General features: G+C 56.1%; 21 protein-coding genes and 1 tRNA gene. 8 read left to right on the forward strand and 14 right to left on the reverse strand.

Translation table 11 applies throughout. From position 1 onward, the window contains the following. Positions 1 to 143 precede the first annotated feature (143 nt). Positions 144 to 893, forward strand: a complete 750-nt coding sequence (locus tag AB1384_08090) for a sigma-70 family RNA polymerase sigma factor (protein ID MEW6554229.1) — start codon at positions 144 to 146, stop codon at positions 891 to 893. A 51-nt stretch (positions 894 to 944) separates the two neighbouring features. On the opposite strand, the gene AB1384_08095 is transcribed toward AB1384_08090, so the two are convergent. Both AB1384_08095 and AB1384_08100 read right to left on the reverse strand, forming a co-directional pair. Continuing rightward, on the reverse strand, positions 945 to 2,606 hold the full coding sequence (locus tag AB1384_08095; protein ID MEW6554230.1) for a thiamine pyrophosphate-binding protein: 1,662 nt from the start codon (positions 2,604 to 2,606) through the stop codon (positions 945 to 947). Between the two features lie 217 nt (positions 2,607 to 2,823). Then, positions 2,824 to 3,807, reverse strand: coding sequence for an NAD-dependent epimerase/dehydratase family protein (locus AB1384_08100; protein ID MEW6554231.1), 984 nt, complete (start codon positions 3,805 to 3,807; stop codon positions 2,824 to 2,826). 275 nt (positions 3,808 to 4,082) lie between these two features. Between AB1384_08100 and AB1384_08105 the strand changes: the two genes are divergently transcribed. Continuing rightward, positions 4,083 to 4,562 carry a YkgJ family cysteine cluster protein gene (locus AB1384_08105; protein ID MEW6554232.1) on the forward strand — a complete coding sequence of 160 codons (480 nt, stop codon included), beginning with the start codon at positions 4,083 to 4,085 and terminating at the stop codon, positions 4,560 to 4,562. 210 nt (positions 4,563 to 4,772) lie between these two features. Beyond that, complete coding sequence (locus AB1384_08110) at positions 4,773 to 5,201, forward strand: hypothetical protein (protein MEW6554233.1); 429 nt, start codon at positions 4,773 to 4,775, stop codon at positions 5,199 to 5,201. 15 nt (positions 5,202 to 5,216) lie between these two features. On the opposite strand, the gene AB1384_08115 is transcribed toward AB1384_08110, so the two are convergent. Continuing rightward, positions 5,217 to 6,761: a carboxylesterase/lipase family protein gene (locus AB1384_08115; protein ID MEW6554234.1), complete on the reverse strand. Its 1,545-nt coding sequence runs from the start codon at positions 6,759 to 6,761 to the stop codon at positions 5,217 to 5,219. Between the two features lie 278 nt (positions 6,762 to 7,039). Further along, the gene (locus tag AB1384_08120) at positions 7,040 to 7,579 is read right to left on the reverse strand and encodes a hypothetical protein (protein ID MEW6554235.1); all 540 of its coding nucleotides are present in this window, start codon (positions 7,577 to 7,579) and stop codon (positions 7,040 to 7,042) included. Between the two features lie 391 nt (positions 7,580 to 7,970). Here AB1384_08120 and AB1384_08125 point away from each other — a divergent pair, with 391 nt between their 5' ends. Beyond that, positions 7,971 to 8,906 (forward strand): HAMP domain-containing protein, encoded by a 936-nt coding sequence (locus AB1384_08125; protein MEW6554236.1) that lies wholly within the window; start codon positions 7,971 to 7,973, stop codon positions 8,904 to 8,906. Positions 8,907 to 8,918: 12 nt separating this feature from the next. Here the strand turns inward: AB1384_08125 and AB1384_08130 are convergent, their stop codons facing one another. The 3 genes from AB1384_08130 to AB1384_08140 form a co-directional block, all read right to left on the reverse strand. Continuing rightward, positions 8,919 to 10,082 carry a 4Fe-4S binding protein gene (locus AB1384_08130; GenBank protein MEW6554237.1) on the reverse strand — a complete coding sequence of 388 codons (1,164 nt, stop codon included), beginning with the start codon at positions 10,080 to 10,082 and terminating at the stop codon, positions 8,919 to 8,921. Positions 10,083 to 10,179: 97 nt separating this feature from the next. Beyond that, positions 10,180 to 11,175, reverse strand: coding sequence for a 4Fe-4S binding protein (locus AB1384_08135; protein ID MEW6554238.1), 996 nt, complete (start codon positions 11,173 to 11,175; stop codon positions 10,180 to 10,182). Between the two features lie 448 nt (positions 11,176 to 11,623). Beyond that, complete coding sequence (locus tag AB1384_08140; protein MEW6554239.1) at positions 11,624 to 12,343, reverse strand: TetR/AcrR family transcriptional regulator; 720 nt, start codon at positions 12,341 to 12,343, stop codon at positions 11,624 to 11,626. Between the two features lie 266 nt (positions 12,344 to 12,609). On the opposite strand from AB1384_08140, the gene AB1384_08145 reads away from it, so the two are divergent. Further along, positions 12,610 to 14,748 carry a HAMP domain-containing sensor histidine kinase gene (locus AB1384_08145; protein ID MEW6554240.1) on the forward strand — a complete coding sequence of 713 codons (2,139 nt, stop codon included), beginning with the start codon at positions 12,610 to 12,612 and terminating at the stop codon, positions 14,746 to 14,748. Here the strand turns inward: AB1384_08145 and AB1384_08150 are convergent. The 4 genes from AB1384_08150 to AB1384_08165 form a co-directional block, all read right to left on the reverse strand. Further along, entirely contained in the window at positions 14,738 to 15,361 is a 624-nt protein-coding gene (locus tag AB1384_08150) for a hypothetical protein (GenBank protein MEW6554241.1), read from the reverse strand. The genes AB1384_08145 and AB1384_08150 overlap by 11 nt on opposite strands. Positions 15,362 to 15,366: 5 nt before the next feature. After that, complete coding sequence (locus tag AB1384_08155; GenBank protein MEW6554242.1) at positions 15,367 to 16,497, reverse strand: type III PLP-dependent enzyme; 1,131 nt, start codon at positions 16,495 to 16,497, stop codon at positions 15,367 to 15,369. A 250-nt stretch (positions 16,498 to 16,747) separates the two neighbouring features. Then, positions 16,748 to 16,823: transfer RNA gene (locus AB1384_08160), tRNA-Phe, on the reverse strand. Positions 16,824 to 17,102: 279 nt separating this feature from the next. Continuing rightward, positions 17,103 to 18,593 carry a TM0106 family RecB-like putative nuclease gene (locus AB1384_08165; GenBank protein ID MEW6554243.1) on the reverse strand — a complete coding sequence of 497 codons (1,491 nt, stop codon included), beginning with the start codon at positions 18,591 to 18,593 and terminating at the stop codon, positions 17,103 to 17,105. A 488-nt stretch (positions 18,594 to 19,081) separates the two neighbouring features. On the opposite strand from AB1384_08165, the gene AB1384_08170 reads away from it, so the two are divergent. After that, positions 19,082 to 19,522, forward strand: a complete 441-nt coding sequence (locus AB1384_08170) for a hypothetical protein (protein ID MEW6554244.1) — start codon at positions 19,082 to 19,084, stop codon at positions 19,520 to 19,522. Between the two features lie 27 nt (positions 19,523 to 19,549). On the opposite strand, the gene AB1384_08175 is transcribed toward AB1384_08170, so the two are convergent. The 3 genes from AB1384_08175 to AB1384_08185 form a co-directional block, all read right to left on the reverse strand. After that, on the reverse strand, positions 19,550 to 20,278 hold the full coding sequence (locus AB1384_08175) for a hypothetical protein (GenBank protein MEW6554245.1): 729 nt from the start codon (positions 20,276 to 20,278) through the stop codon (positions 19,550 to 19,552). Between the two features lie 45 nt (positions 20,279 to 20,323). Then, positions 20,324 to 21,994, reverse strand: coding sequence for a hypothetical protein (locus AB1384_08180; protein MEW6554246.1), 1,671 nt, complete (start codon positions 21,992 to 21,994; stop codon positions 20,324 to 20,326). A gap of 452 nt (positions 21,995 to 22,446) precedes the next feature. After that, on the reverse strand, positions 22,447 to 23,328 hold the full coding sequence (locus AB1384_08185) for a Dam family site-specific DNA-(adenine-N6)-methyltransferase (protein MEW6554247.1): 882 nt from the start codon (positions 23,326 to 23,328) through the stop codon (positions 22,447 to 22,449). A gap of 149 nt (positions 23,329 to 23,477) precedes the next feature. Between AB1384_08185 and AB1384_08190 the strand changes: the two genes are divergently transcribed. Together AB1384_08190 and AB1384_08195 are read left to right on the forward strand one after the other, a co-directional pair. Then, positions 23,478 to 23,720: a helix-turn-helix transcriptional regulator gene (locus AB1384_08190; GenBank protein MEW6554248.1), complete on the forward strand. Its 243-nt coding sequence runs from the start codon at positions 23,478 to 23,480 to the stop codon at positions 23,718 to 23,720. Next, on the forward strand, positions 23,717 to 24,574 hold the full coding sequence (locus AB1384_08195) for a hypothetical protein (GenBank protein ID MEW6554249.1): 858 nt from the start codon (positions 23,717 to 23,719) through the stop codon (positions 24,572 to 24,574). The genes AB1384_08190 and AB1384_08195 overlap by 4 nt, the downstream gene beginning before the upstream one ends. The last annotated feature ends 429 nt before the right edge of the window (positions 24,575 to 25,003 follow it).

Here is a 25,003-nt window from a genome sequence, read left to right on the forward strand (position 1 = left end):
GACAGAAGACGCGAGTGGACATGGACTACGGAGATATTTCCGGCCAGAGAGAAGGGGGCGATCCGGCTTTGTGTTACTGGACGGCGACTGCAAGGCCGATGAGGCACAGGGACCGTAAAGACAGGGGCGCCTGCGTGCGCTGGATGGAAGGGGAAACGGAGGAGGAGCTGGTCGCCCGGATCGTGGAGGACGACGACCAGCGTGCCAAGGAGGAACTCTTCCGCGCCTATGGGGGTGTCCTGGGCAGCCTGGCCTACCGCTACTCATCGCCCCTTCTCCCCTATAACGACGCCTTCCAGGTGGCGGCACTCGGGCTGCTCAAGGCCCTGCAGCGCTACGACGGAGGCAAGGGCGTCGCCTTCAAGTCCTTCGCCTTCCCGTACATCGAGGGGGAGCTGAAGAAGTTCTACCGGGACAAGGCGGAGATGGTCAGGCTGCCGCGCAAGCTGCAGAAGCTCAAGCGCGAGGTGGTCCTCTACGAGGAGCGCTTCCTACAGAGGACGGGGCGGGAGCCGGTGGTCAGCCAGGTGGCCTCGCATATCGGCGCGGACGAAGAGGACGTAATCGAGGCCCTGTCCGCCATGCACCATCTCGCGCCCCTCTCCATCGACTGGTGCGGCAAGAACGGGGGGGAGCAGCCGCCCCTGGCCGACGTCCTGGGAGAGTGCGACGCCTCCTTCGAGGAGCTGGAGACCTCGCTCCTCCTGGGCGACGCCCTGGGCAGCCTGCCTCGGCGCCTGAGGCGCATCGCCGAGCTCCGCCTCAAGGAGGGCTGGACCCAGAAGATGATCGCCGAGGAGATGGGCATATCCCAGATGCACGTATCCCGGTTGCAGAACGAGGCCATGCGGAAGCTGGGCGAGTTCTGCTTCGCGGATGAACTCTCCGCCTGAGGCCGGGGACGCGCCTTCCCCGGCCTCGGGGCCGCCGCCGCGCGGGCACGCTCAGAACTTGAAACCCTCCACGAACATCAGGGTAGCCGGGCTGGTGATGGTGGGGTCGGTGATGACGTTGACACAGGCGGGGCCGCCGGAATCCAGCGCACGCTGGATCGCCGGCAGGATGTCCGCATCCTTGTCCACGAATTCGGCGTGTCCGCCCAGGGCCTCGGCGATCTTCTCGTAGTGGATCACGCCCAACTCGGTACCGCACACCCGGCATTCCTCGTAACAGAGCTCCTGGTGGTGTTTGACCATCCCCCACGCCTGGTCGTTGCAGATGACCACGGTGATGGGAGCGTCGTGGCGGCAGGAGGTCTCCAGCTCCATGGCGTTGAGGCCGAAGGAACCGTCGCCGGTGAGCAGGACCACCCGCTGGTCCGGGCAGGCTATCTTGGCGCCGATGGCGAAGGGCACACCGGTGCCCAGGCACCCGAAGAGGGTGCCGCTGCCGATGACCCCCGACATCCGGGTAGCCTTCAACCCCATGAGCCCGAAGTATACGGTGTCTCCGCCATCGACCACGAAGATGGCGTCATCACCGGTGGCCTCCCTTATTGCCTGGGTGATACGGAAAGGATGGATGGGTTCCGAAGGCGTCGTCTTTGCCTGGTCCTCTCCCGCGGTGAGCGTGGCGAAGGTGCTCTTGAGGGTGTTGAGCCAATCGCTGCGGTCCTTCTCCTCTATCATCTGGTTGAGCCTGGAGAGCACCGCGCCCGCGTCCCCCACCAGCGCCAAGTCCGCCGGGCGGTTGCGATCGACCTCGGACGGGTCGATGTCCACCCTGATGACCTTGGCGGCCGCCAGGGTGTCACCGAAATTGAGGACCCAGTTGAACCGGATGCCCACGGCCAGGACGACGTCGGCCATGGACGTCGCCGCCAGCATGCCCATGAGCCCGCCGTCCCACAACGAGAGTGGGTGCTCGTCGGGTATGGCCCCGCGGCCGTTATCGAATATAAGGGTGGGGATGCCCGCCTTCTTCACCAGTTCCTTGACCTCCGCCGCGCAGCCACTCTGGGCGATGCCGCTCCCTCCGAGGAAGAGCGGCCTCTCGGCGCCGTTCAGCAGCTCGACCGCCTCCCGCAGTGAATCCTCGCCCGGGAGCACCGCGTATCTGGCTGCCGGCCTGGAAGGATACTTTATCTCCTCCTCTTCCACGGCCTGGTAAAGCGGCTCCGTGGCGAACTCGAGGAAGACCGGACCGGGCCTGCCGGATACCGCGTAGCGGAAAGCCATCTCCAGGTACTCGGGGATGCGCTCGATATGATGGCACCTGCCCGACCACTTTACCACCGGTTTCACCATGCTCTGCTGGTCCATGTCCTGTAGGGCCCCCTTGTCGAGGTCGCGCAGGGGCACCATGCCGCTCAGGACGACCACGGGGACGTTTTCGAGATAGGCATTGACCACGCCGGTGAGGGAGTTGGTGAACCCGGGGCCCGCGGTCACAAGGCACACCCCCGGCTTGCCAGTGAAGATGGACCAGGCATGGGCCATCATCACCGCCGCCTGCTCGTGGCGCACGTCGACGACCCTCACGCCTGAGTCGAGGCAGCCGTCGAAGATGGGAGCGATGTGTCCCCCCGACAACGCGAAGATGGTGTCGATACCCTCGACGTTCTTGAGATACTCCGCTACGATGTGTCCTCCATGCACCTCAGCCATTGTCCATACCTCCCTGTTTTATGCCATGTGCTTCTCTTCGTCCGATCCCGCGCCGCGCCGCCCTCCGGGCGTCGCTGTCGCTTTCGCGACGCAGCATGTGCGCAGACCACACGTGCCAGGCCTTAACCTCGCTTCGCTCCGTTAAAGCGCTGGCACCGCCGCGCCGCCCTCCGGGCGTCGCTGTCGCTTTCGCGATGCATACTGTCGAACCCTATGGTTATTTTAGAGGGTGGTAGTCGTCGCGGACCCACTTCTCTATGATCAGCTTGGCCTCTTCCCAGGGGACACGGGTCTTCCAGCCCAGTTCCTCCTTGGCGCGGCGGTTGCTGACGTCGTTGTCCGTGCCCATTATCCCCACCGCCTGGGCGGTGATGGGGGGTCGCACGCCCAGAGGCAGGAAGGCCGTCTGAATGGCCCACCCCAGCCTCCAGGCCGCCTTATAGGGTAGAGAGCCCATGGGCTTCCTGCCGACAAGGCCTCCCAGCCAGGTTATATATTCCCTCCAGGTGACATCGTAGTCGTCGCGCAGGTTATAGGTGCGCCCCGCGGCGGCGGCGCTGTCCATGGCCGCGACGATCCCGTCCACCAGGTTGTCCACGAAGACCAGGCTGGCGCTGAAGTCGCCGCCGTCCATGAGCGGCAGGGGGCCCCTGTGCATGACGTCGAGGATCTCCCGCACCCATACGCTCCCCGGCCCGGTGACGTTGGCCGGGCGGATGACCGTCGCCTCCATGTCCCCCGCCGCGGCGTAGGAACCTACCACCTGCTCCGCCTCCGCCTTGGCGTCGCCGTAATGGAGGCCCGTCTTCACCAGGGGGATATACTCGTCGAAACCCTTGAGGGGAGGACCGAAACCGTAGGCCGCGATGGAGCTCATGTACACGAAGCGCTCCACCTTCCCCCTGCATTCCTCGAGCAGGTTACGGGTGCCCCCCACTCCGAGGTCGAAGAAGTCCCTTTTCCTCCCCCAGTCGATGACCCGCATGGCGGCATGGATGACCTTGTCGCAACCCTCCGCCACCCCCGCGATGCTCGCGGGAGCTGTGAGATCGCCCCGCACTACCTCCATCCCCATCGCCTCGAGCCCGCGGTCGGCCTCGCCGGGCAGGAGCAGGCCGCGCACCTCATCTCCACGTTCCAGCAACCTCCGGGTCAGATGGGAACCTATGAAACCAGCGGCCCCGGTGATGAGGACTCTCACGGCAACCCTCCTCTGCTTAGCTGTGCCGGAGGGGCACAGCGTATCGAGCCGGCAAACGAGAAAGAAGCACATTCATTATACCCTCGGCCACTGCCGGAGGCACCAGCGAAAAAAGAGCTCTCCCTGGCGGCATGTTGTTCCTGGAGGCGCGATGAAACCCTTCCACCGTATATGAGCGGGTGCCGCGGAACTTGACCCGGGCTGCTGAGCACATAGAATATGGCGTAGTCCAGGTTGAACGCCAGGAGTGCGCGAGGAGGGACATGGAGACCGATTTGAGAAGGATCAAGAAGCTGGCGGACGCCCGCGAGGAGGAAGTGGACGCCTTCATCGCCTGGCTCAAGCTGAGGTGCGATTCGTCCGAGCGCCTGGATGCACGGCTGCAGTCGCTCATCGAGGAAGCCCTGGCGAAGTTCGACTGCACCACCTGCGCGCGCTGCTGCAAGGACGCCTACGTGGTGGTGGACACCGGCGATATCGCCCGCATGGCCAAGGCGGTTGGCATGAAGCGCTCCGCGTTCCGGGCGGAATACGTCGGCAAGAACGAGGACGGCGACACCTGCTTCAACCGCCGCCCCTGCCCCTTTCTGAAGAAGAACCTCTGCATGCACTACGAGTCGCGCCCCGATTGCTGCCGCGAGTACCCCGGTTCGCTTGCCGTGGACTCGGCCTCCAACCTGGACAACATCAACGCCAATTACCAGGTCTGCCCGGCGGTGTTCAACGCCCTGGAGGCGTTGCGCGACTTCATCTGAGGACGGTTCCCGCATAGCTCATCCGCTTGCCGGGCCGCATCATTCCAGCAGGCAAGGCCGGCGGCGGAGAAGGTCGGCGGCCCCCGGCCGACGAAGTCAATGCCAGCAGGTGCTCAGACGGTGTATGCTGTGAGCGGATATTTTCACGGGCCGCGGACGTCCAATGGTTTGCGGAAAAGACCGTCTCACGGGAGGCAGAAAGGAGACGCCATGAGAAAGGCAGCCCCGATCGTATGTATAGCGTTGCTGGTGGTGACCGTCGGCGCATCCCTGGGTTGCGGCGGTGGCGGCAGCGGAAGCTCGGGCATGACCCCCGCGGAGGTCGCGGACGCCTACATGCGGGCGTCCTTGAACCGTGATGCGGACGCGGTATGGGAGCTGATGTCCAAGACGGACCAGGAAGCCTACTCGAAAGAGGTTGTAGCAGGACAGCTATCCCAGCTCGAGAGCATGGACCTGGACTATTCAGTGGGGGAGGAGACCATCGACGGCGATACGGCCACGGTTCAAATGACATTGATCTTCACTGATCCCGCATCAGGGGAGAAGCAGGAATATACCGACTCGATGTACCTGGTCAATGAGGGCGGCGAATGGAAAGTCACCATCGGCTCCAGTTCGCAGAACACATCGCAGTAGGGTTCTCCGCGGTTATTAGCTGGTGATATCGTCCAGGTGTATGCGTTCCGCCAGGTCGCATGCGTCACGCCGCAGGCCGGATATGACCGCGACCTCGTCCGAAAGCTCGAGCGCCAGGTCCGTGGCACGCGTATAGGCCGGCCAGGCTGGAAGGCCGGGGCCGTTGGGATCACCGTCGCGGGCGAAGTTTATCCAGTAGTCCATCATCGAGGCGGAGAGTTCCATGTCGCGCTGCGTGTAACCTTCCCTCCGGTTGAGGACGCCGAAGACATAGGGTATCTCCGACCCGTGGCAGGCGCATAGGGACCTGCCGCGCTCGGTGGGCGGGATGCGCGAGAAATGGTAGAGGAAGGCCGCGCCGCCCGCCTCCCCCACGCAGCGCGCCGTGAAACGGCAGGGCGCCGTGAACTCCAGCGCGGTGAGCATGGCGCTGAGGGCGGGGTAGACCCGCCCGTCCTCCCCCACCGGGAACAGCCGCAGCGCCTCCCGCCACCACTCGCCCGCCATGCGCCGCGCCAGCTCTTCGTACTCTCCCCTGGAGATATCGAGTGCCGCCAGGAAGAAGTTGGCCTCGTCCCGGTTGGAGCCGGCGACCAGGTCCACGCGGTGCTGCCTGCCCTGCATATACAGCTTCTCCGGCCGGTCCGGGAGCACCCGGCCGTCCACCACCGGGCCGAAATGCATGCCGCCCGGCAGCAGCCCCGCGTCCAGGCGGGCGGCCGCGATGAGCTCCTCCTCGCTGCGGGAGCGCATGTCGTCCAGGGCGTCAGGGCCGGTGCCCGAACCCAGGGCCCGCGCCAGCTCCATCCCCACCCCCTCCGCCTCCTCCAGGGTGCGGCAGGCGGGGGGCAGCACATGCCTGATCCAGAAGGGAGCGCTCTCGGCGATGGCCCCCTGGAACAGCCCCGCCGCCGGCGGGCTGACCATGAGATAGAGGATGCTCACCGCCCCCGCCGACTCTCCAAAGAGCGTGATGCGTGAGGGATCGCCGCCGAATCCCGCGATATTGTTCCGCACCCAGCGCAGCGCCGCGAGCTGGTCGAGCAGGCCGTAGTTCCCGGACGCCCCCCCGGGGGACTCGCGCGAAAGCAGCGGGTGGGCCAGGAAGCCGAAGGGGCCCAGCCGGTAGTTGACGGTGACCACCAGCGCGCCGCGCCTGGCTAGGTTGCGGCCGTCGTAGAGCGGCAGGCCGCGGTCGAGCTGCAGCGAGGCCGAGCCGGAAAGGAAGGCGCCACCGTGGATCCACACCAGCACCGGCAGCGCCCCGGTGCTCTCCCCTTCCGCCACCCATACGTTGAGATAGAGGCAGTCCTCCCCCAGGCTGCCCAGGCCGTACCAGGGAGCGTCCGGCTGGGGGCAGGAGTCGCCGAACTGCTTACAAGGCCGCACGCCCTCCCAGGGAGGCACCGGATCTGGGGGCCGCCAGCGCAGCGGGCCGGAGGGCGGGGCCGCGTAGGGTATGCCCAGGAACTCCCAGACACCCCCGACCAGCCTGCCCTCTACCATCCCCCCGCCAGTCTGCACCGTGCACCGGCACGGGCCCGTCTCCTCGAAATTCATTGTCTTTGTTCGCTCCCAGGAGTACTGTTCTTCGCCGCTCAGTCACGCTCAGGTCATATGTCATCGGGGCGGATCGTCTATTGGATATATTATTGCTACACTTCCGTCCTTCAGGCCGTCATCACGCTTCATTCGAAGATATCTTACGGGGACCCCGGAAAGCGAGCAATCCTTAATTGGTTTTCGTGATACGGTCCGTACCTGTAAGCGAGGCAGAGCAATAAGCCCATGAAAAAGGGAAAGAGAAAGCAAAGCCAAAAACGGGGGCGCGCATGCCTCTAGGTATTAATATTCGGTGTCTGGGCCAGGGAGGTCTTCGTCTGGTAATTTTCCTTGACCAGGATCAAGAAAGCCTGCAGCATAAGCTCGCTGGATACGTCCTGCTCAGCCTGCTTGAAATGTGCATAGTATACCCTCCCAGTCTCCGAGAAAGTCGCTACGCCTATCTCGTCGGCTGGAGCGTCCTTATCCCTGATGATGTAGATGGTACCATAATTCTCTTCCGTCAGATCTCCCGTATCATCGATGGCGAGCATGGAGATCTCCGTCTCCGTCCACCTTGCCATGGAACTGTCTTCGTTCATGGATGACGCTACCAAACCCCGGTAACTCCCCTGTTTCCGCCCTGTCATGTCCCAATAGCTCCTGATCTCGGACAACGCGTACTCGAAATTATCCCTAGCCCTCGATTCGTATGCGTTACACTTTATGTTCGACCACACCAGGATGCCCATAACCAGGATTGATGCGGTAATCGTCACCGACAGGATGTATTCGACCAGGTAGAACCCTCCCTCGTCGCGCAGTTCCCGTCTCATCCTCAGCTCCCGACTCTCTTCTGCTTCTGGATTCGATCGATTTCACCATCAATTGTCGCCATTGCACGGCAATGAGAGTATCCCCCAGGTGGGTTACCGGCGGCAGAAATCGACCGATTTGGCCGCCCCCTACTTGTGCATGTACATCAGCATCTTCACGGGGCGGGATCCTGATCACCTTAATCAAGGGGTTCAGCTTGACGAACCCAAGCCCCCGTGTTGCCGCCAGCTTTAACGGCATGTTGATGGGGGTCCGTCTCCTCGAACCGCATCGTCTCTCCCCCGTGTCCACTGAGGGGGTAATGAATACCGCTATCTTAAGTGATTTAGGTAATTACCGATACATGACCCATATGTCGGCAGATGCTTGTATTCCGGGTGGTGAGTGAAGATGAGCGAAAGGAAGCGGAGCGGCATGGGCAAGGGCAGGTCCCGCCTCCTCTACCAGGTGACCATCCTGCTGATCGTCGTATTGCTGATCATCGGGGCGGCCGTGTTCCTGGTCGTCAACGGTACCCTGAACCGCTTGATCGAGGAGGACAAGAAAGACCGCATCGACTCGGAAGCCCGGATCATCTACAACGACGCCGTGTACATCTCCGAGATCCAGATCGCGAACATGCTGACGGACTTCGAGGACCTGGATATCGCCGATCTCATCCTGGCGGTAAGGGAGAAGAGGATCAACGATTTCATCCGCTATGCCAACGACGGGCTGAAGGGGAGCGTGGAAAGCGGGATGATGGGGGCGGAGGCGATCCTGGTGGCCGATCCGAGTTCCCGGGGGGCCCTTTCCTATCCTTACGTCCTGGCGGCCAGCGAAGACGCCCTGACCTTCATGGAGGTCCCCTCGTACCTGATCGAAGCCTTCGAGGACGGGCAGTCCTACGTCTTCCTGGAGGAGGGCGTGCCGGAGCTGGGCTTTGAGGGCGAGTACCTGGTCACCCTGATCGAACTGAAAGACCCCATCACCGGCGGCACTTTCGCTTTCATCGGCATCAGGCCCTTCGGGGAGGAGATCGCCCGCATCGACTCCTTCTACAGCAACGAGAGGAGCCGGATGACCCTGATCCTGGCGCTGGTGATCGGGTTCGGGATAATCCTCGTCTTCGTGATCACCTTCTTCATCCTGCGGCGCATGATCTACAAGCAGATCACCAAGCCCATCGACGAGCTGACCGGGGTGGCCGCCGAGGTCATGGACGGCAACCTGGACGTCGAGATCGAGGTACGCGAAGGCGAGGAGTTCGAGACCCTGAAACGGGCTTTCAGGGAGATGATAGGCAGCATCAGGTCCATGGTTAACAGGTCGCTCGGGGACGACTGAAAACGGCCGACCCTATACCCAGCCCCACTTGGCCAGCAGGTTCACCATGGGTTTGGCCATCCCCGACTTGTACATGAGCGGCAGCATCTTCACGAAGAGCGGGAGGCTGGTCACCTTCATCACCGGATTGAGCTTGCCGAAACCGAGCCCCCGCGTTGCCGCCAGCTCCGACAGCATGTTGAGGTAGTTGGCGGGCACCGGCCCCGCCGCCTTCTCCGCCAGTGACAGGGCGCGCTGCGCACAGGTGGAGACGCAGAGCCCGCACCCGATGCACCTGGCGATGTCGACCTCTATCCCGCCCTCTTTTCCGTATATCGCTTCCATCTGGCACCGTTCCACGCAGGTCCCGCATCCGTTGCACAGATCCGGGTCCTTCCTTACCTGGAAGACGGAGTGGACGAAATCGGCGGGCCGGTCGTGTGCCTTCAACATGCGCAGCAGGGCACAACAGCAGGAGCAGCAGCACATATGGACGACGTCCCTGGTGTTGGTGGGCATGAGGATCATCGCGTTCTCCTCGGCGCGGTCGATGATCCTGTACGCTTCCTCGATGCTGATCTCCCTTCCCTTGCCGATGCGGACCAGATGGTCCGCGCCGATGCCAAAGCTCAGGCAGGTCTCGTGCGGCTTCTGGCATTCGTTGCCCAGCAGGCCCTGCTCCTTCTTGCAGATGCAGGTCGCGACCGCGGCCTGTTTCTGCTTGCCGATGATCTCCCGGGCCTTGTCATAACTGGAGACGGGCGTCGCGGCATCCACGGCGACGCCCACGGGGACCACGCGGTGCTGCCTGAGGACGGTATCGCCCAGGTGTTTTTCGAACTCCAGGGCCATCTCCGAGAACTCGCGGTCGATGGTGTCCACCTGGAACTCGAGGAAGCCTATCTGGTACTGGGTGGCCTGGTAGAAAATCATCTTGCCGCTGCGTATCGAGATGATGAGGCCCTTCCTCGCCATATCCTCAAGCTTGCGGGTGGCCTCTTCCTCGGGCATCCCCCAGCGCACGGCGATGACCGCGGCCGGTTCAGGGAACAGCCGCAGCTGCGTGGTGAGCCTGGCCTCCTCCGGCGTGAACAGCTTCTCCAGCATCTTCAGTTCGACCCCGCTCGCGGTGGCAGGGAACCCCCCCGGCGTCCTGTCCAGGTATTCGCGCAACATCGTATAGGCTTCGTCCGGCATGACTATCTCCTCTCCGTTTCCGGACCCCCTCCTCGCGGAAGGGGATGCGGTCCGAACGCGATCACATCGGTCGAGCACATGCTTTCACCGTGTCCCTTCAGGACGGCACGATCGACAGCGCCGCGACCGGGCAGATGGTGATACAGGTCCCGCAACGCTCGCAGAGCTCCAGGTCTATGCGGGGGTTGCCGTTATCCATGGCCACCGCCCCGTAGATGCACGCAACGCACTTGCCGCAGCCGTTGCACTTTTCCCGGTCGAAGTCGGTGCGCAGCGACTGGGGTGGCACGGCTCCCGCGGCGAACTGCAGCATGAACTCCTCCGCGTTGTCGATGTATGGGACCCCCAGTCCCACCATGTCCGAGGCCCGCTCGTAGCCCTTGCGCTCCATGAAGGCGGTCATACCGTCGATGATCTCCCCGAAGATGCGGTAGCCCCGGTACTGCACCGGGCTCTCGAGGGCGGCTATGGTCGCCCCGCACATCATGCGCTCGACGGCGTCCCTCCAGCTCCATATGCCTCCGCTGTTGATGACCTGGAGGCCGGTTTCGTGCGCGGAGAGATAGGTGGCGTAATTGGAGAGACCCCGCAGCCAGCGCCCGTAGCCGAAGGGCACGGGCAGGGGCGGCCTCGCCGTCTCGATATCCAGGAAGGTCACCCGGAAGTCGCTGTAGGTGTGCATGGCCGAGGCGCCCAGGTCCCTCATCGCATCGATCCGGCGCAGCCAGAAGGCGTCATGGTTGAAGCCCAGCTTGAGCCAGAACGGGATGCGAAGCTGGCCGTCGAGCGCTCTGTACACCGCCGGTATGGCTTCCTCCAGGAAGGCGGTGGTCTCGCTGGCGCTCAGGGAGAGGCCGCAGGTGCAGGCCAGCTCGATGGCTTCCGCTCCCGCTTCCTCCATCCGCAGGGCAATCTCCCGCAGCGATTCCTCCGCGGGGGGCGACACCCTTTCAAAGGGCGGCAGGCCCGTCCACGGTCCGATGAAGAAGAAGCTGCCGATGAGGCGCACGTCCTCGTTCCGCGCCCTGTCCTTCACCGCGCCGATGTATTCCAGCGCGCGCTCGGGGGGCAGGATGCCGGCGAAACAGTGCATGAGGCTGCCGCGGTGCCTATGCGGTCGCAGAACCAGTTGCCGGGCCGGGGGAGCAGGTGCGTGATCTCGTCCAGGCCGGCGCTCTTGACGATGACCGCACCGGCTCCGGCCTCAATGCAACGCTGGATGGTATAGGGCGTCGAGGTTATGGGCCACGGCGGCGGCGATCGGGTTCTTGAAACGCATTCCCGAGAAATCGACTTCCAGGTCGACCATTTCCTCACCCCTTCTATAGACGAAGTCAAAACGGGTTGTGTGGCTGCGATAGTGCGGCGATGCTGCTGGAGAGCCGTCTGCGGGAATATTCGGAATGTAGTGGATGATACGAGCGCGATCTCACTTCCTGCGATTCATTTCCCTGCATCACCCCTTTGTGATCCGTCTGAGATACTCACTCCCAGGCGCCAGGTCCCTGGAGCAAGATCTCGGTGCCCCACCATCTAATCCGTTACTTCTTTGCGTCCTTGCCCTTCTTTCTGCCCGGTGCCAGCAGGCTGCTGGCGCCAGCGAGAAGAAAGGTGGCCGTTTCGTCCGCGATATCCATGACGATCTCCGCCTGGTCCTGCCAGATAAGATAGTGATATGCCAGTTGGTTGTAGATCCCCACCACCAGCGTCGCGATCAGTTCCGCCGCGTCGGCGCTCTTGAACCTGCGCCCCTGGCGGCGGACGACTTCCTCCAGCCCACCCTTTATGTCATTGGTTACGGCATTGAATAGCAACTTGCGGTGCTCCTCCACGACCTCGCTCTGCCCCACCGACTCGCGGAAGAGGATGACGGCCTTGCCGGGATAGCGCAGGCAGAACTCCCTGACGAACCCCGTCCCTACCGCGCAGAAATCCTCGAGCGAGAACGCGGATTCCGCCAGCCCTCCTCCCAGCATCTTTCTCAACAGGTAGCCGATGCTGTGCATCAAGCGTATAAGGAGGTCCTCCTTGTTCTTGAAGTAAAAGTAGATGGTACCCGTAGAGACCTCGGCCAGGTCCGCGATCTCCTCGATGCTGGTCCCCTGATACCCCTTGCTGGCGAAGAGCTCCTCGGCGGCGCCGAGGATGGAATTGACACGCTGTTCCTTCTCCCGTTGCTTCCTCAGGGTGCGGCGCGGGGCTACTTCCTCGACCCTGCTCTCTATCCCCGCGGCGCTTGATGCCTCGTCCACGATGCTCACCAGGTTCGCCTCCAGCTGACCCTCTCTAACCGCCTTGCCCCGATCGTAGATTAAGCTGCTCGGATGGCTGATATAGCCGCGTGATGGCGTTCACTATTACAAACACATTATTATTATGAATCTAATTATTTATTCTATTACTATTCTAATTATTTTGTCAAAGGACCCTCCCGGTGACCTTCAAACCACATGAAAGCGAACGTTATTCCACTTTTTAACCGTTCCTGCCGAAAAACATAGGGAAGGTCGGAAAGGAACTTACCAAAGTGTCAGCTAACGAATGGTACTTCATGGGGTTTATCCTCACGCTGCTCGCCGCGGTGGCTTTCTGGGGCATGGCCGGCATCATCTACAGGAAAGACAGGAAGAACCCCCTCAACGTGATGCTGGCGGTCTGCTTCCTGTTCGCGGGCATGTGGGTCCCCTTCGGATTCGTGGAGAAGATATCCTCTCAACCAAACGACACCCTGGCCCTCTGGTCGTACCGCCTTGCCTACACGTTCGGAAACCCGGCCCTGTTTTTTCTCTTTCTGTTCACGCTGATCCTGTACCTGGGAAGAAAGCCAAGCAACAAGCTCCTGTACCCCCTGTACGTACTTGCCAGCCTCGTCTCCCTGCTGGCGTTGTCCCCCCTATGCATAGAGCAGGTGACATACGGCGGTGCGACCTTGACGGTCGTGCCCGGTCCGCTGTACGGGTGCCTGAATATCTTCTATGTTCTCACCGCGCTGGGAACGGTATTCTTCCTCTTGAAAAAATGGTATGCCTCCACGGGCATAGACCGGGCCAGGACCAACACCATGCTCCTGGGCGTGGGGGCCGTTCTGCCCATCGCGATCGTGTGCAACATCGTCATCCCGTTCTTCTCGGGCAACGCCATCTCCACGAACCTGACCTTTATCGCGGGGGCGATTATCCCGCCGGTGGCGCTCTTCTACTCCATCGTCAAGCTGCGCTTGTTGGATATCCGCCTCATTCTGCGCAGGTCCGGCGTGGCCCTTATCGCCGCCATTGCCTTTTCCCTGCCCCTCGTGACCATCTTCGCGCTCTCTTACCTCCTGGATATCGACCGGGCCGCCGAGCTGATCATGGCCGCGCTCCTCCTGCCGTTGATGGTCTGGCTCTACCCCGTGCTGTGGAAAAAGATCGAGCGGCTTTCCGCGAAGATATTCTTCTCGAATATGTACGACACCAGCCAGGTCCTGGAGGAAGTGGCAACCCTTCTGGCCGAGCCCGCAAACCGGGTAGATAACGTCTTCGCGGTGCTGGCCACGATACTCGAGGCGGTCGGGCTGATCAGGTCGGAGCTGTGGCTCCTGCCGGGGATACTCAACGAGGCGGGAATGTGTTTCGGCTGTTTCAGGGGAGAAGGGGACACGGTAAGGCAAGCACTGGTGCAGGAGGTGCATTTCCCGGATTGGTTGACCGGCGTCGAACGCACCATGGTCACGGAAGAACTCGAACGCTGGCCTAATATGCAGGACGAAAGGAAGCTCGGGCTGGCCCTCAGGCAATGCGGATATTCGGCGTGCTTTCCTGCGGGAACGTTAAGAAAGACGTTCGGTTACATCCTGGTAGGAGAGAAATGCAACCAGGGCGCCTTGAGCTCCACCGACCTGGACCTGATCGAGAAGACATCGGCCCAGGTAACGCTCTATCTCGACAACTATACCCTCTCCACCGAGCTCGACCTGCGCCTCGAGGAACTGAACAAGGCCGACCGCTTCAAGCGGGAGATCATCCTCCTCACGGCGCACGAGTTCAGGACGCCGATTACCGTCGTCAATGGCCTGGTCGAGCTGCTCTCGGTCAACTGGGACATGATCGACGAGGAGAAGAAGCTGGGCTGCATGAGGGACCTGGCAAAATCCTCCCAGCGGCTGTGCGAGCTATCCGATGAGGTATTCCTCCTTTCGAATCACTATGCGGGGAGCCTTGTTCCCAGAATTGCCCAGGTCGATATCGAGGTGCTGCTGGAGAAACTGTTTGCTTCCTACCCAGAGAGTGAAAAAAACCGCCTCATCATAGATAAATCCACCCAGCGGAAGACCATCCCCTCGGATCTGAACCACCTGTTCATGCTCCTCAAGCAGGTGGCAAACAACGCGCTCAGGTTCAGCGATGAAAAACAGCCCGTGGTTATCCGGGTGGCGGACGACCCCGCGGACGCGGTGAACTTCGCCGTCCAGGATTTCGGGCGGGGCCTGTCACAGGAAGACATGGAGCATGTCTTCGAGCCGTTCTTTCACGTAGAGGACATCCGGCACCACACCAAGGGTATCGGCCTGGGGCTCCACCTGGTGAAGATACTGAGCGCCGAACTCAACATAAGAATCAATCTCGAGTCGGAGCTGGGGGCCGGAACCACCATCACCCTGAGCATCCCGACCGGTATTAGCTCTTGAGCAGGGCAAAATATGTCTGTTGTCCCAGGATTTCCTCTCCGCTGACTACCACACCGGACAGCCTTAGAAAATAGATTATGGCGTCTTTCATGTAATAGGTGGCGTCGCTCACATCAGCGACGAATATGTCGCTGTTTTCGTAGATTGACCTTATAGACGCAGCTATGTAATAAGGCAGGATGCCTGTGTGCTGGACCTCTTCCGCGAAGCACCCCGAGGTGAGGTAGAAGAGCTTCCCGTCTCGCACCGCTTCCGGATACCTTTTCCTCAGATATTCCGGGTTGATATACGCCACCCTCGCCTTCTCGAGATTGAACGTCCCGAGGGTCAGCCCCACCGGTGCCCGGTCCACCAGCATGACTATCTTCAGGTAGTCAGGGTCGATCAAAGCCTCGATGAAGGATTGCTGGTCGTAACAGCGCTGGTCTTGTATGGTATCCAGGTCCATGGTCCTGTCGTAGATCTCCCAGAGCGGGAAGTGCCAGGCTTCCGGGACCTCACGCAAGTCATAGTAGATCTCGCACAACCGTTCATCGTGCACGAGCACGACCTTTTCGCCCACCTCGTCCGAGACAAGTAAGGCGTTGTCCAGCTTCTCTTTAAGGTCTTCCATGGCGTTCACAAGCTCCTCGCTCGCTGCCTGTCCCCCAGCATGAAATGGACCTTAGGGGGCGGGAACCCCCCAAACTCCGAGGCATACACCAGGGAATAGGCGCCTACATTCATGATACCCACGCGGTCGCGCAGGTCCATCTCCGGCAGGCAGACATCCTCGAGAATAGTGTCGTCCGGATCGCAAGTAGGGCCCGTCAGTACATAGTGTATCCCGGGCGGTGCCGGTTTTTCGCTGCAGACCCTGAAGGGGAATCTTCTACCCGCCTGCACCGCCTCGAACAAGCCATTCAGGGCACCCACATCGAGGTACAGCCATTCCTTTCCATCGCGCCTGGCCTTTCCGACCACGGAAGCCACCAGCACCCCCGCATCGGCCACTATTACGCGTCCCGGCTCCACCACCAGTTCGATATCCCGGGGAAACAGGGACAGCGCCGCTCTTACCTCCGAGGCGATATCTTCTACCGCGGGTGTTCCATCTTTATAAGCCGCCGGAAAACCCCCGCCGATATTCAACGCGTGAAGCGGTAAATCCCGCGCATTTTCCCACACCCACAGAACCGTTTCCATGGCCTCGACCCAGGTTTCCTTCCGTTCACACTGAGAACCCACATGGAAGGCTACGCCATGGGGGTTCAGCCCAGCCCTCCCGGCCCGCCGCAACAGCGTGACCGCCTCCCGCGGGGACGCCCCGAATTTGTCGTTCAGGGGGAACATACTTCCTTCGGATGATACTGAGATACGAACCAGTACTTGCGCCCCCGGGGCGTTTGTGGCAAGTTTTACCAGCTCCGCAACGGAGTCGAATACGAAGAGCCGCACCCCGGCCCTGTAGGCGTAAACGATATCGCTATCCAGTTTAACGGGAGCGGAGAATATGATATCCGCCGCAGATACGTCCAGCTGTTGGAGGAGGTTTATCTCTCCCTGGCTGCCCACCTCGAACTTCGCACCGGTTTCCCTCAACGCGGTCAAGATCGTAGGCTGGTTGTTCGCTTTCACGGCGTAGTGAACATGCTCCGTCCCGAAGGCGTCCCGCACCCTGGAGTAGTTCCGCGCCACGCGATCCAGATCAAACGCGAAGAAGGGGGTCGGCTCCCGGGATAGACTTCCGTGCGCAAGCAGATCCTGCAAAATCCCCTCCCGAAGTTCACTAGCATTGCAAGCAACAAGTGTATTATACCAGAAAGATCGCGGAATACGTTCAGCATCCCTTGCATGGCCGGAAACCATCCAGGAAGGAGCGTTGAACCGGCAGTCACCATAACGTGCTGAATTCAGCCAAAGCGGTCCGTATCGAGTATCTGTTCCGTCCTCATGGTTATGCGCTTGCAAATTGAAAAAACCAGGCTCGAGAGCGAAAGCTTCCGACCTGGTTTTTTTATGGTGGCGAGAGAGGGATTTGAACCCCCGACGCCAGGATTTTCAGTCCTGCGCTCTACCAACTGAGCTATCTCGCCGCGGGCTATGTGAATACCCGTAAAAGGACTGAAATCTGGTTTAACCAGCATCTATGCTTGCCTATCTCTTAATAGACATGAACTCGTTGAGCCACGGTAAGAATAAAAATGTATCGCAAATTCATTGTGCGGAGGGCATCCGTTGGGCATTCTTCTTTGGCTTTCTAGCCTCTTACAAGTCGCTCCATGTCCATGAGCGAATTCACGCCAATCTCTTATTGAAACCCTTGGATTTCCTTCGGCCATCACCGCATCTCGGCAACATAATAGCCTAATACCTTACAATTCACACATCCTATTTTTGTACCACTCCAGAACTGCCCAGGTGGCATCGAGGTCCTCTCGATTATATTGGATGATTTCGTCCAGCAGACTCTCGCGTTCTTGTTCATCTTCCGTCTCTACGGCCTCTATGTACTTGGCCATCGACCATTCTCCACCATATTCCGACTGAGACCGGCAGAATCCAACATATTGCTCAACAACCTTTAGGCTATAGCTGGGAACCGGCAGAGCGACGGAGCTTCTGACCAAGGGAAGAAGGTCCAAAAGGTTGTCCAGAACTCTCGTGCCAATGCCTCCCCCATCACCATATCTATCGATGTATCTTTTTACACAGGTTTTCTCGTAGCTTGACCAGTGTACAAACGGGATGCTCCCGTAGTTTTCGAAGATGGACTTTGCGCTATCAAGGAAGCCCAGCCAACACTTCCGGTCTCCGTCCTCGCCCACCTCTGCCGGCGAGGCTAAATACCCACTTGGGTTTTCTCCGTAGACCTTTAGACCCCAGAGGTAGACCTTTTCTATATCTTCTATCTGAGGGGGAACGCTCTCCACATCGAACATCACAAAATTATCGTGGCTTGGCAGTTCCGCCTTCGCCATGACAATCTCCTGATTTTCCGCCATCGCCTGGGCCATAAGTATTATTTGGCCGGCCTTCTTGCCAACCTTCTGTGTCTTGGCCCCCCAGGGCCTCTCAAAACAGCTCAGCCGCGCTTCATCGAAGTTATCGAGGAGCTCCTCTATTGTGCAAATACCGATATCATGTAAGGCTCGGGCAAGGTTCTGGTCTACTTGGAATACCAATGCGAGGTCTTTTCTTAGTTCAGCCTGTCCCCAACAGTAGCTGAAAAATCCGCAGCTGTTACACTTAGACCATCCGACTGGACAATACGGTTCTTGCCCGCAGGTGCGAAAGCGTATTATTTCACCTAGCTCTGCGAAAGCATTTCTGCCTCCGTCATAACCTATCGGGGTTAGCTCCTTGCTGCCGCCATAAATCTCAAGTCGCTCGGGCGGCGTACCAATAACCTGTTCAAACAGCCAGCCATAGAGCTCCATCTGTCGAAATATCTCCGGGTGTTCTTTTTCATTTATCCTTTTTGACAATTTCGCGTCCCGTACGATGTATCCTGACCCGCCTCTTAGGATGAAGTCAGGCTCACCAATTATCTCCACCCTTGCTCCGTTGATTACAGTACTGGCCAAGAACAACCCATGGTAAATGAATTGCGAGCCTTGGGTTATGGCTGCCTTCGTCTTCTCGACCCTTTCTCCCATGTCGCCCTCGCTTAAGTCAGTCATCTCATAACTGGTAAGTAAGGCTTGGAGATGCTCCTTCTCGTGGTCAATGCCGAGGCGTTTAAGCAGCTCCTCGAACGGGCCTAGAGGCATCTCTTCTTCGGGAGCATTCTGCCGCAGAAACACCCTTAGCTCGCACGGGCTTGGTCGATAGTAGGAATAGAACTCAGAGGCATTTAGTATCACTTCTTTCCCCCTTCATTCGGCGGTGGACTCCTGCTTCAGACTCCATTTCCCTATTCATTTACGATTCTTATGATAACGGCATCTGGTGACAGTTATTGGGAAATCTTTCTGCTAACTCTCGAAAGGGTTTTGTCCGGCTGGTATCATCCGGCCAAGCGCAGGTTTACACGCTCCCACACACGGGGTCAGTGTTGTATGTCGCCAACATGCTTAGAATCTTCCTGGTGCAGCCTTTGATAGCAGGGGGTATTCTAGCGAGGCAAGTAGATTAGGAGCAGCAAAATAGACATTTAGGGAGCAATATCTATAGCTAATGCCTAGCCCATGTCTAATATGGCTTTATATGGCTCTATTGGTACAATACATCCTGAGGGTCGCTCACGGGTTTTACATTCTATATATAAGAGCCGTGCTATGGAGAACGATGATTCCATCCGGATTAATGTACATCACCAACGTCAAGACTACAGAGCTATTAAGGGGGGCGCATGAGAGCTTTACTCATCTCGTCTGAAGACCCAGACCGTGATTATGCTCCGGAGAATAAATGGGACTTGTTCAAGGAGCGCATCGCCTCCCAGGGTTCAGCACTCTGGGGCATTAATGCCCCAGAGCCAAGCCCGGAAAAAATCCAACCACCGTTCTGGGCATATATTGTTGTAGTGAAAAAACCCGCTGTTGAAGCCAGGATGCACGTAATTTCTTACCGAAAGTCTCCCACCTACCCAGAGCGAGCCCCTCTTCCCGACGACCCTCGTAGAATCCCCACTCACCGGCATGAACCGTGGCAGCTGTTCCTTGAGATTGATGCCTTCGAGTTGGTACATATTCCGCTGGTCAAGGAAGACCTAGAAAAAATTGACGGAGGCAAGGTCACCACAACGCCTCAGGGCCGCTATACGATAATTAAAGACCCCATTGAACAATAGGAGAACCATAATTCCTCAATAATCAATTTAAGCATGGGAATCTCGTAATGAATCATACTCATCCCTAAGGGCATCAATTAACTTTACAAATCCGACCCTGCCCGCTTCGTCCCTATCTTTAAGTAGTTCGAAGAAAAGCGCCAGCATCATGAGATAATGGTTCATTAAGTAGAGGAAGTATTTGTAGAATTCCTGGGCATCTACCGGGAACTGAAAATAGAAGAATCTCATCTCTAGATTTTCCTTTTCATCTACAACCGTCCTTGTTGTCTCAAGGCGGTTAAAGAAAGCGCTTATATCTGCATGAGACCCGAATTGGCTGCAAGTCTCATGCGCCTTTATCAGCGGGGGAGCAAGTGGGTAACTTGATGGGTCTTCCTTGTTCTGCTTTTTAATGTGCCCTTTGATATTCCGAAACGCGTTCTTTCTCTTCAAATAGCTAGTAGCAGTATCCGGCTGCAAGACTATCTTATAGGCAATAAAGGTTGCGTCTATGGCTGCCCTCAGCGAAGCGAAGCTTTCGGATATATGTCCCCTGAGCAAGCAATTGCTGGAAAAGTAGAGATGGTAGTGCACAAAACCTAGCAGCTGGAATACTAATAAGTCTAAATCTTCTGTCGCTATCGAGTCTGCCCTTTTCATGAGTAGTTGGTAGCAAGCATCTAGCTTCTTCAAGAAAAGCAATTCCTCATTGAGGTTCACCAGACTCTTATACAGGTTCCCTTCCTCTATTCCCAAATAATCTAAGAAATCCATTCGTTTTCCTCGTCTAATTCTTCTTTCTGGCGTTTTTTCATTGCCTCAATTTCCATAACCCAATTCAGTTGCAGACGTATCTGGGCCTACCCAATCAATTGCCTTCTTCTCGGTCATCTTAGAAACCACAGGCTGATACGTCCCCGAAAATCCCAATATCCTAAGGACTATGCGAATTAAGATATCACGCATATGGTTTATGTATATGACAATGTCATAGAACTCATGCCTACCATCGCGGATGTTGAAATATCCTTCATGCAATACGGCTCCTCTGTAGTATGAAAGCGTATCGGCCCAAGACCTTCCATCTTTCCTTGGGTTGCTGCAATAAAACCCGTCAACGAGTTTGGCATCGTGGCAATCGAATTTTTCTAGCAAGTCTATAACAGCCAGCCCGAAATTCCTATCCTTATTCTTTGCATTTTGTATTCTAGAAGAAATAATTCTCAAGGCGCTGGCCTGCTTATGCTTCCCTTCTCTAGATGCTGTCACAGCCATCTCATTGATTTCCTTGGTTACACTAGATAGTAAGCCATCGAGAAGCCCTTTTTGTGAATCCTCTAAGTAATTACAAAGGTCCTGTATTTTAATGCCGTAATGTGCACATACCGCCTCAAAGCCACGACATATATGCGTCATGCTGTCTTCAATAGAATTGCCATGCAAATCGCTCTTAATAATGTGCTTGATTGCAGACCTAAGATACGACTCCCCGAACTCATCCGATGGCACCGAACATGTCAGTAGGTTGCCTGTCTCTCTGTGAATCACTTCGTCAAATATTGGTGTTCCTTTCCTAAAGGAAAAACTGCCGAGCCTGGTGTGGATACGATGGACCAATCCGCCATTATCATCCCGGAGCTCTATCCATGGTGAACCGACCTCTTGCCCTGAAGCGAGTGAAAGCAGGTCTAAATAATCGAAAGGAAACCATCCCTGTAAATCATCAAAGCTTGATGAGGCTAAAGGCGCCTCCCCTATCATCAATGCCGTGATTTCCGACCTTGTTTCTCCTGAAATCAATTTCTCTTTGCGCTCGGTATATTCAGGCAAAGACTCAATAAAGGCCGGCTTTCCGTGAAACTGAAAAACGATTATGCGGTCTTGCTGGTTTGCAGTTATCTGGGCCAATAGGTTGTCGTTACCTAATAATCCCTCGGGGATGACCGGCGTAGTATAGAGCCTTAATGGGTGCCTATCAAGGTCGGCAAGCTTTTGTGGATAATCGGAGATATGATTAACCAGTGGCATTACCCAGTATTTCGTTTTTCGCTTATCTTCAACGTCAAATTGAGCGCGTATAAAGCTGAAGGACAGTATGTCCTTATTGCCTTTGTCTTTAGACCAGTTGAACTTGTATCCGCAGACAACCTTACCTTCCGTTTTGAAAAGACCGTCGGCAGTCTTAACAACCAAACCCTTGCATGTATTCTGCCCAGCACCTATCGATATTTCCCACTTATCTCCTTCTCTTCTTGGGACTTCTCCAGACCATAATTCTACAAGTCCAAGCTTCAGCTCCTTCTCTGCTTCAATTCTTTCCACTTCCATAACTGCCGCGCACTCACCATTCTTGTTGTATACGATTCTTACCAGCCCTTCAGCGGCACCAGCCGGGTTGCTAAATTCTGCGAGTCCTTCTCCTTCGTACGCAATATTTTCCTCAAACCAAGGATTTGGTTTCGGCTGTACTTCTTCCAGATTGAATGCCATTCATATCACCTCGGAATCCGCGGCTATCACATCAATAATAGGGTTTCGCGGTGACAATACGAAAAGCCGGTACATCCAACTGCAGGTAGTATCCTGCTGTTCTCTTCTTCTTGTGTCTGCGATAGGGGAATTGATTGTTTTGCTGATAGTATGATGACTAGCAGCCGGGGATTATTTGGCCTTGTATATCAACATTTTCCAACATATACGCTACTCTATCCTCTTAAACCCAGCCTTCTCCTCAACCCCCAGCTTCTTCAACACATCCTTCGGAATCTCCGGCGTGATATAGCCCAGCGTTTCCTTGTAGTGTATCAATATATAGCTGTCGCCGGTGCGAAGGCCAGTAGAGGGAAGTATATAACCTTCAAAACATTACTATTACTTGGTACTGCTATTAGGAGCGAGCCTGTGCTCCAATCAGAACGGGAAGACCGAGCCAACACATAACCTCAATATGTGAGCAACAACCGGTCATGTACCTCCTCATTCTCCAGCGTTTTCCCTTCCATCTGGAATCTTCTCAGCATCGAACGACCGCAACAAATATACACCTCACGTTCGAATAATCCTTCAGGGAAACAAATCTCACATGATTCTTTTCCAGATTTTTTGCGGCCATCGATACTTAAGGCTATTTTTACTCCTCTTTCTTTGCAAAGCGCAATTGTATCCAATAGCCCAGCTAAGCTAAAATCCTGGGCGCCATATACTATCGATTGGCTGAATCTATATGGAGGGTCGCAATATATCAAGTCTCCCTCCTTTGCCAAGCTCATTGTCTCCCGAAAATCGGCAGTAAGAAAATCAGTGTCTCTTATTCGAAGATGCCATTCATCAACACGATACGAGAAGCTACTTGGCGAAATTGGCGTGTGAATACCACAAGGTGTTGACATATGCCCATCTTGTTTCCTAAATCTCACTACACCGCCGTAACAAGCCCTACAAAGGAAAAGCAAATCTGCTCCATTTGGATTTCTATTATAGGACTCCTTTATCTTTTCATATTCATGGACCTTATTTCCGTTTGCCAGCCTTTGCCACCTTTCCTCATAGCACTTTTTCAGCCTTTCCGGCTCAGTCTTAAGCATTTTCCAAATTTGCATCAATGGTTCAAAACTATCAGACGCTATTCCTTTGGTCGGCGCCAGCGTTCCTAATATGCCACCACTACCAAGAAAGGGCTCATAGTATGTCCTAAAATCATTTGGGAAATACGAAATTATTTCGTGGGCGAATCTCTGTTTATTTCCAATCCATTTTAACAACTGCATGTTGAAAGGCTTTATTTGTCTCAAGCTATTGTCCATAAAACCAAGCTGAAGCGCCATTTCTATCCTCTAACCTACCTTGTTTCTTGTTTCTATCAAATCTTCTAGGACTGCACGCTCCTATGATGCATTATAGAATTAGTTAATGACATCACATATAAACAATATCCTAAATTGGGATATTTCTAGTCAAGCTTTATCTTTAACACATGGATAAGGATAGTATTGCAAGAAGAAGGGCGCATTTGCGGCATGTCCTGAAGGAAATCAGAGCTAATGCCGGCATCACTCAAGTTGAACTTTCTAGGCGCTTAGGGGTACCCCAGAGCTTTGTAAGCAAATATGAATCTGGTGAGAGGAGATTGGACTTAATTGAGCTGGAGCAGGTTTGTGGGGTATTAGGGGTGTCGCTACAATGGCTTCTCGAATCATATGAGGAGTCGAAGCCATGAAACCTAACCCTAGGTTCTTGAAGCAGGAAAAGACTTTTTGGGCCGATATACGGTTCATAGGGCAAGAGGTAGGCTATAGTGAAAGAGGGGCTGATAGAATAAAGATTCCTTCTATTTCTGAGATAGAAAAGGCGTATAAAGCTCATGGCCTCGACTCATTTCATATAATAAATGCCCAAGGCAATTTCACCGAATATGGCAAAGCATTGGACGAATACTTCCAATACAGGTCAAGAATATTGAATAATACTGTTAAGCCTCTTCTGATGGATGCTGCACGCGCCAGCTCTCATTTCAAACGTTTAAAAAAGAAACTGAAACCAAAATGCCATCTTCCGATGAATAAACAAAAGGGCGACAAGAGAGCTCCAGCCTATCTAACCGGAATTTCAAATATGCTAATCGAGGCAAATATTGGAGGCCTGCCCTGCGATTTCAATCCTAGAGCATTGACCATGATAACCATTGACGGCAAACCAGTCCGCACTTTTGCCCGTCGAATCGATGGAGCCTTTCCGGCTGTTGTCAACCCTATCGCAGTTTGGGAATACAAAGAATATTACTATACAACCAGCTTCGGGAGTCGTATAGCTGATGGTGTTTACGAAAGCCTGCTAGATGGCATGGAAATCGAAGAATTGCAGGAAAATGAGGCTATTGAAATCAAGCACTATTTAATTGTTGATGGTTATTCAACTTGGTGGGAACAAGGAAAGTCATACTTATGCAGATTAATTGATATGTTACATATGGGATATGTTGATGAGGTTCTATTTGGGGAAGAGGTTCTCGATAGGATTCCATCCTTAACCAAAGAATGGGCTTCAGAAGCGCGACAACGAGAGCGTAAATAATCGACTTCACCAAGATTGATTCGTGAATTGGCAATGTACTCAGATGTCATTTCCAGTGATATTTGCTTGCTTTCTTTAAATTAAGTATAGATATAAGATGTATCTTTTGCTTCAGCCCTTTAACAAAGAGGCTATTCCCACGCATCATGAGTACAGAAAGTTGGTCTTCCTTCAAACCGAGAAATGGGCTGACTTTATGAGTAGCAACTGTCTCATATGTCGATTTACTCCGTTTCACAGCAATCATTCGTAGATTCGTCAGTACCTCGCGCTATACTGATGGTAATTATTGGTTTGCTTAGGCTCATCTTCTACAGTTGCATTTTCAGAATACCAGGTAGATGGGCGTTATTCAGCATGAAAAACATGGCTTGGCACTACACCTGTGCCATCCTCGCCGTTGGCGGCACGGCCACCCCTGCGGCCTTG

The organism is Actinomycetota bacterium, from assembly GCA_040757835.1.
In the GTDB taxonomy this organism is placed as follows: domain Bacteria; phylum Actinomycetota; class Geothermincolia; order Geothermincolales; family RBG-13-55-18; genus SURF-21.

Bases quoted from the DNA above. Each gene is read 5' to 3' on its own strand.
- AB1384_08090 (MEW6554229.1), top strand. From the start codon at position 144: ATGGAAGGGGAAACGGAGGAGGAGCTGGTCGCCCGGATCGTGGAGGAC.
- AB1384_08095 (MEW6554230.1), bottom strand. From the start codon at position 2,606: ATGGCTGAGGTGCATGGAGGACACATCGTAGCGGAGTATCTCAAGAAC.
- AB1384_08110 (MEW6554233.1), top strand. From the start codon at position 4,773: ATGAGAAAGGCAGCCCCGATCGTATGTATAGCGTTGCTGGTGGTGACC.
- AB1384_08115 (MEW6554234.1), bottom strand. From the start codon at position 6,761: ATGAATTTCGAGGAGACGGGCCCGTGCCGGTGCACGGTGCAGACTGGC.
- AB1384_08120 (MEW6554235.1), bottom strand. From the start codon at position 7,579: ATGAGACGGGAACTGCGCGACGAGGGAGGGTTCTACCTGGTCGAATAC.
- AB1384_08125 (MEW6554236.1), top strand. From the start codon at position 7,971: ATGAGCGAAAGGAAGCGGAGCGGCATGGGCAAGGGCAGGTCCCGCCTC.
- AB1384_08130 (MEW6554237.1), bottom strand. From the start codon at position 10,082: ATGCCGGACGAAGCCTATACGATGTTGCGCGAATACCTGGACAGGACG.
- AB1384_08135 (MEW6554238.1), bottom strand. From the start codon at position 11,175: ATGCACTGTTTCGCCGGCATCCTGCCCCCCGAGCGCGCGCTGGAATAC.
- AB1384_08150 (MEW6554241.1), bottom strand. From the start codon at position 15,361: ATGGAAGACCTTAAAGAGAAGCTGGACAACGCCTTACTTGTCTCGGAC.
- AB1384_08170 (MEW6554244.1), top strand. From the start codon at position 19,082: ATGAGAGCTTTACTCATCTCGTCTGAAGACCCAGACCGTGATTATGCT.
- AB1384_08175 (MEW6554245.1), bottom strand. From the start codon at position 20,278: ATGGATTTCTTAGATTATTTGGGAATAGAGGAAGGGAACCTGTATAAG.
- AB1384_08180 (MEW6554246.1), bottom strand. From the start codon at position 21,994: ATGGCATTCAATCTGGAAGAAGTACAGCCGAAACCAAATCCTTGGTTT.
- AB1384_08185 (MEW6554247.1), bottom strand. From the start codon at position 23,328: ATGGCGCTTCAGCTTGGTTTTATGGACAATAGCTTGAGACAAATAAAG.
- AB1384_08190 (MEW6554248.1), top strand. From the start codon at position 23,478: ATGGATAAGGATAGTATTGCAAGAAGAAGGGCGCATTTGCGGCATGTC.
- AB1384_08195 (MEW6554249.1), top strand. From the start codon at position 23,717: ATGAAACCTAACCCTAGGTTCTTGAAGCAGGAAAAGACTTTTTGGGCC.